The 5,904-nt window shown below is 30.8% G+C and carries 5 protein-coding genes, 1 pseudogene and 1 other annotated feature; of the genes and pseudogenes, 4 read left to right on the plus strand and 2 right to left on the minus strand.

Annotated elements, in window-relative coordinates:
• The 4 genes and pseudogenes from V7056_RS14265 to V7056_RS14280 form a co-directional block, all read left to right on the plus strand.
• Positions 1–191 (plus strand): annotated as a pseudogene (locus V7056_RS14265) (hypothetical protein); the annotation flags it as partial.
• A 275-nt stretch (positions 192–466) separates the two neighbouring features.
• Positions 467–1,495, plus strand: coding sequence for a Delta(5) desaturase DesA (desA, locus tag V7056_RS14270; protein ID WP_499702963.1), 1,029 nt, complete (start codon positions 467–469; stop codon positions 1,493–1,495).
• A 111-nt stretch (positions 1,496–1,606) separates the two neighbouring features.
• Positions 1,607–2,737, plus strand: a complete 1,131-nt coding sequence (locus tag V7056_RS14275; RefSeq protein WP_499702965.1) for a sensor histidine kinase — start codon at positions 1,607–1,609, stop codon at positions 2,735–2,737.
• A gap of 5 nt (positions 2,738–2,742) precedes the next feature.
• Entirely contained in the window at positions 2,743–3,342 is a 600-nt protein-coding gene (locus V7056_RS14280) for a response regulator (RefSeq protein ID WP_499702966.1), read from the plus strand.
• Positions 3,343–3,455: 113 nt separating this feature from the next.
• Here V7056_RS14280 and V7056_RS14285 read toward each other — a convergent pair whose 3' ends face one another.
• Both V7056_RS14285 and V7056_RS14290 read right to left on the minus strand, forming a co-directional pair.
• A complete protein-coding gene (locus V7056_RS14285) occupies positions 3,456–4,262 on the minus strand; it encodes an alpha/beta fold hydrolase (RefSeq protein ID WP_499702968.1) in 807 nt (268 codons plus the stop codon).
• A gap of 158 nt (positions 4,263–4,420) precedes the next feature.
• Positions 4,421–5,251: a 5'-nucleotidase, lipoprotein e(P4) family gene (locus V7056_RS14290; RefSeq protein ID WP_499702969.1), complete on the minus strand. Its 831-nt coding sequence runs from the start codon at positions 5,249–5,251 to the stop codon at positions 4,421–4,423.
• A 339-nt stretch (positions 5,252–5,590) separates the two neighbouring features.
• Positions 5,591–5,840 (plus strand) — a binding site (T-box leader).
• The last annotated feature ends 64 nt before the right edge of the window (positions 5,841–5,904 follow it).

Consider the following 5,904-nt stretch of genomic DNA (forward strand, 5'->3'; position numbering starts at 1 on the left):
TATTAATTAAATACGCTAACCAGCTTGGTATAGATGCATTATCATCTAATGATTTTAAGACATCTTGGTTTTCTATTATTATTACAGGTATATTTAACTTAATCTGCATGACTGTTATGACGATTATTACGTACTTTAAACCTTTTGGTAAAATTAAAAAGAATAAGAAAGTGGAAATGATTAAATCATGATTAACAAGAAGCAATACTTTTATAAGTATTGCTTCTTTATATCCAGTAATTTTTGATATGCACTTTTTAATTTTAATTTAATAGCATAAATATGAGGAAAATATTAAAAATTATATTATGTCACTAAATGCATAAAATTTGTAAACGATTACGAGCAATATGACATTTGTCATATATAACACATGACGCATGCTACTACCAAAGTAAATCCTAACTATTTATAATTAGGATTACATATTAAAACTAAGTATTTAAATTAAGGAAGGAAATAGTAAATGTCACAACAACAAAATCAAAAGAATTTGCGAAAACAAGTTATCCCTTATGAAAAATCAAATCTAAAAGCTAGTGTATGGCAAATGATTAACACCTTTGTACCATTTATTATTTTATGGATACTTGCTTATAAAAGCTTATCCACTTCAATTTTATTAACATTGATCTTTGACTTGGCTGCAGCTTTATTTTTAATTAGAATCTTTATTATTTTTCATGATTGTTGTCATCAGTCATTCTTTAAGAATAAGACAGCTAACAAAATTTTAGGAACCATCACGGGAATTGTTACTTTATTTCCTTTTAGTCAATGGAAGCATAGTCACTCAATTCATCATGCAACGAGTAGTAACTTAGATAAAAGAGGCGTTGGTGATATGTGGGTTTTAACTGTTGAGGAATATGTATCTGCATCAACTTGGACGAAACTTGCATATAGACTATATCGTAATCCTATTATTATGTTTGGATTTGGTCCAATTTACATCGTACTATTTGCAAATCGTTTTAACGCAAAAAATGCAAAATTAAAAGAAAAATTAAACACGTATATAACAAATATCGCCATCGTAGGATTATCAGCATTATTTTGTTGGCAAATCGGATGGGAAAACTTTTTAATCATTCAAGGGCCAATCTTTTTCGTAAGTGCAGCACTTGGAATTTGGTTGTTTTATGTACAGCATCAATTTGAGGATACTTATTTCGAAGAAGATGAAAATTGGGATTATGTTAAAGCAGCAGTTGAAGGAAGTTCATTTTATAAACTTCCGAAATTATTGCAGTGGTTAACAGGAAATATTGGGTATCACCATGTGCATCATTTAAGTCCTAGAGTTCCAAATTATCACTTAGAAGATGTTCATAATAACACATTACCATTACAAAACGTTCCAACAATTACCCTTAAAACAAGTCTATCATCTTTAAAATTCCGTTTATGGGATCATGAAAACAAAAAATTCATTAGCTTTAAAGAATTAAAAGCAATGTATAAAGTAAATCGCGAAAGTTCAGACTCTGTCTGAGCTTTTGATTTATGTCTTTCAACCATTAAACTTAAACAAACGAACAGTCTGAAATTATGTTAAAATTAAAAAAAATTCAATTTTTTACTTCTAAAAAAAGAGGACAACTTCATGTTAAAAAGATATTTCATTTTCTTAAAAAGCACTGGGATTTCTCCATATATTTGGACTGTTTTGAGTATCTTGCCATTTTATTTTATTTTTCTTTCTTCACCCTCGACGATTAAAAGCGTCTTTGGAATCATTCTTACGGTATTATTTTTCGTTTTATATAGAATCGCATATGTTTCAAAAGGCTGGTCAATTTATTTATGGTCAAGCATTCTGATTAGTATTTCAATCATAATGACGATTCAATTTAGTTATGTATACTTTGCTTTTTTTAACGCTTATTTAATCGGTAATAAGAAAAACCGCGTTACTTTTTTAACTTTATATATTATTCATCTAGTTATCACAACCATTTCTATCAACCTCACAATTATATTTCAAGAAGATTTTATGATTAAACAATTACCTTTTGTTGTCATCACATGGATCAGTGTTATTTTATTACCTTTTAGTATTCATAGTAGAAACGAAAGAGGTCAATTAGAAGAAAAACTGGTAGATGCCAATAAAAGAATTTCTGATCTCGTAAAGTTAGAGGAGAGACAAAGAATAGCGAGAGATTTGCATGACACACTTGGACAGCGACTTTCCCTAATAGGACTTAAAAGTGATTTAGCACGTAAATTGATTACGAAAGATCCTGAACAAGCACAAAACGAAATAAAAGATGTACAACAAACTGCACGATCAGCATTAAATGAAGTTCGGAAAATAGTATCTCAAATGCGAGGTATTCGAATCAAAGATGAGATCATAAGGGTGAAGCAGATTTTATCAGCAGCTCAAATCGAATTTGAAAGTGATGTAGAGCTAACGCTTACGAATGTCTCACTTTTAACTGAAAATATTGTGAGTATGTGTTTAAAAGAAGCAGTTACAAATGTCGTGAAACATAGTAAAGCAACAACCTGTTCAATTTCTTTACATCAAACTAACTATGAACTAATGATCAGCGTAAAGGATAATGGAATAGGATGCACAACAAAAGAGAATTTCACAAAAGGCTATGGTCTAATTGGCATGAGAGAAAGACTTGAATTTGTAAACGGTTCTTTAGATGTAATAAATCAAAATGGGACATCTATTATAATGAAAGTACCAATTGATGTAAAACAGATTGAAAAGGAGTAACTTAAATGATTCGAATAGTGATAGCTGAAGATCAGCGAATGCTGTTAGGTGCCTTAGGTTCTTTGCTAAATTTAGAAGATGATATGGAAGTTGTTGGAAAAGCATCTGATGGAGAACAAGCCATTTCACTTGTAAATGAATTGCAACCTGAAATTTGCATTATGGATATTGAAATGCCAAATAAAACTGGACTTGAAGCAGCGGAAGAATTAAAAAAATTTGATTGTAAAGTCATTATACTAACAACTTTTGCACGTTCTGGATATTTTCAAAGAGCATTAAAAGCCGGTGTGAAAGGTTATTTGCTGAAAGATAGCCCAAGTGAAGAATTAGCAAGCTCGATTCGCAGCATTATGAATGGTAAACGAATATACGCCCCTGAGTTGATGGACGATGTTTATAGTGAGGAAAATCCTTTAACTGAACGCGAGATAGAGGTATTAAACCTTGTTGCAGACGGAAAGAACACAAAGGAAATTGCTGATGAATTAAGCTTAAAAACTGGCACTGTACGAAACTATATATCAATGATTTTAGATAAATTAGAAGTTAAAAATAGAATTGAAGCCATTAAACAATCGAAAGAAAAAGGTTGGTTTAAATAATATTAGACTCCCCGTCAAAACGACGTTTTCTAACTGTCTAACTATCTATTTTTTTATAATTTTTCTAAACAAAAAAAGCGATTCAATAACGAATCGCTTTTTTGTTTTCAACATTATGGTTGTAAACTTTTAAAAAACAAATCTAGTTCAGCATTAAATTTATCCGTTTCTTCTAAAAATAATAAATGACTACTATTGTAAAAAGGAACAAACTTAGCGTTTTTTATTTTACTTTGTATAAATTCACCTGCAGCTAATGGAAAGAATCCAGCGCTTCCAAAGCAAATTAAAGTTGGGACGTTTACATTTGATAGTGTTTCACGATAATCTACTGCGGTTTGATTAAATACGATTGTACTTGCAATTGCAGCAGGTAATCGATTCATTTCTTGTAAAATCCATCTATGATCATTTGGATCAGGTTTTTCTTTGAACATCCCGTATATAAATTCACTATTAAACGTATTTTGATCTTCTTGAATAGATTGCATTACATTTTTTAAGATATTGAAATCAAAAGCTCCAAATTCCCAATCTGGCCAAATATAATCTGATGCTGATTGATCAACTATCGTTAAAGCTTTAATTTGATTTGTTCCAAACTGATTTACATAATCCCAAAGAACAAACGCACCCATCGACCATCCAACTAATATAACATTTTTTAATTCCAACTTATCAATAAAGTATTTTAGATCCTTAGCATATTGAGCTACTGTGTGACCATCCATAACATGATTTGACTGTCCATGAGCACGTAAATCTAGTGTAATGACACGATAATCTTCTTTAAAATAGGGTACTTGTTTATAGAAGAATTTACTACTCATCATCACACCATGTATAAATATGACAGGTTGACCTTCACCAAACTCTTCATAATGTAGTTTCGTATTGGCGTTAATTTCAATAAAAGGCATGAAATGACCCCCATAATTGGAATTGTATTCATTTTCTATTCATTCATAATTTATTACGAATAAAAATAGATAATGCCTAAAGTAAAAGATGAAAAGGGGAATTAACGATACAAAAAAGGGCAGTGGAGCATGAAGCCTCACTAACCCTAAGAAAGTATTTATTTCATTGTTTTTAAAGCGTTGTAACGATCAGCTGCTTTTTGATCTGCAGTCTTATTAAAGTCATAGTTATAAATAGCACCTTCAAAGTCACCATACATCGGATTTGGAAGTTGGATATATTTAGCCCCTAAATCTTTTGCAATTTTATCAACGTTATTGTAACGAGTATTTAAATCTGCTTTATAGAAAATATCAGAAAGATCGTTTGCATTGTCACCAATCAACATAACAATTTCATGCGTTTTCGCAATCTCCTGTTGTCTTGGACCTTTTTGAGATGTTGTTGATTTTAATAATATGTGCTTTTCATCTAGATTTGGTAAACCGTGTAATTTCATATTTTTAACTGTATCAGCACGTTCTGCTTCTGTACGGTTAGAAACGTAATAAATATCTACTTTTAATTTTTTAGCAGCTAATAAGAAATCCTTTGATCCTGGAATCAAATCCGCTTTAGCCATATGAATCCATTCATCCCATCCTTCTGGATATGCAACATTATTTTTAATTGTCCATGCAGTGTGAGGAGAGTTGTCTAATACTGTTTCATCGATATCTAATACAACTGCAGCAGGTTTAGCTTTTTTCTTATTTTTCTTATCCTTAACAATCTTTTTAACCATTGTTTCTGCAAGCTCTTCTTTTGCTACATTGTACGATTGAATTTGCAATGCCTTATTTTCTGCAGATGTTTGGAACCAGTTCGTAGCCATTACTAAGTGTTCTTGAGTACTTTTTTGCAAATCAGCTCTACTAATATTGATTCCTGCAAGAGACCCTATGGCAAATGCAGCTATGATTGAGGCTGAAACTAATGTTTTTTTCATGATATTCTCCTTTTGAAAAGTTATTTTATTAGAAACGTTTATACGTTACCAATCTAAATGAAATGATAAGCTTTTTCTTTTTCCGAAAAAGACAGAATAGCGATCGTTAAATCTACAGATATTCCCATGGTTGTTTTTTCCAAAATTCTAGAAAATATACAAATTTATTTTGCACTAAACGAAAATTTGGTAAATATAATTTTTTTAAATAGTAAGTAAAATTCTTTCGAAAAAAACAAAAATTCAAAGATATAAATAATCAACTTTGAATGTACCTATTATCCTAAATATAAAATTGTCATTTACTATTAATCAAATTAATGTTACTATTGAAAAAATTATTTTGCGATGAAGAGAAGAGTAGATAAATGATTTCTTTGCAGAGAGCTCCGTAAGCTGAAAAGGAGTAAGAATGAATTATTGAAGCAAGTCTCTGAGCTTCACATTGGAATCTTTAGTCTCAAGAGGATAATGTGACAGGTGCTCCTGTTATAGAGCGTGGGTATTTATGATAATACCTAAGGAGGTTGATATGGTGACATATTGACAAACTGGGGTGGTACCGCGACTTTCAAATCTCGTCCCCAAGACAAAGGTCTTGGAGGTGAGATTTTTTTTGTTGGGAAGTTTTCATTCTTTTACAAATTAAGTCG

Origin of the sequence: Bacillus sp. JJ664 (assembly GCF_036962205.1) — a bacterium.
Classification (GTDB): domain Bacteria; phylum Bacillota; class Bacilli; order Bacillales; family Bacillaceae_G; genus Gottfriedia.

Bases quoted from the DNA above. Each gene is read 5' to 3' on its own strand.
- V7056_RS14285 (WP_499702968.1), bottom strand. From the start codon at position 4,262: ATGCCTTTTATTGAAATTAACGCCAATACGAAACTACATTATGAAGAG.
- V7056_RS14275 (WP_499702965.1), top strand. From the start codon at position 1,607: ATGTTAAAAAGATATTTCATTTTCTTAAAAAGCACTGGGATTTCTCCA.
- desA (WP_499702963.1), top strand. From the start codon at position 467: ATGTCACAACAACAAAATCAAAAGAATTTGCGAAAACAAGTTATCCCT.
- V7056_RS14290 (WP_499702969.1), bottom strand. From the start codon at position 5,251: ATGAAAAAAACATTAGTTTCAGCCTCAATCATAGCTGCATTTGCCATA.
- V7056_RS14280 (WP_499702966.1), top strand. From the start codon at position 2,743: ATGATTCGAATAGTGATAGCTGAAGATCAGCGAATGCTGTTAGGTGCC.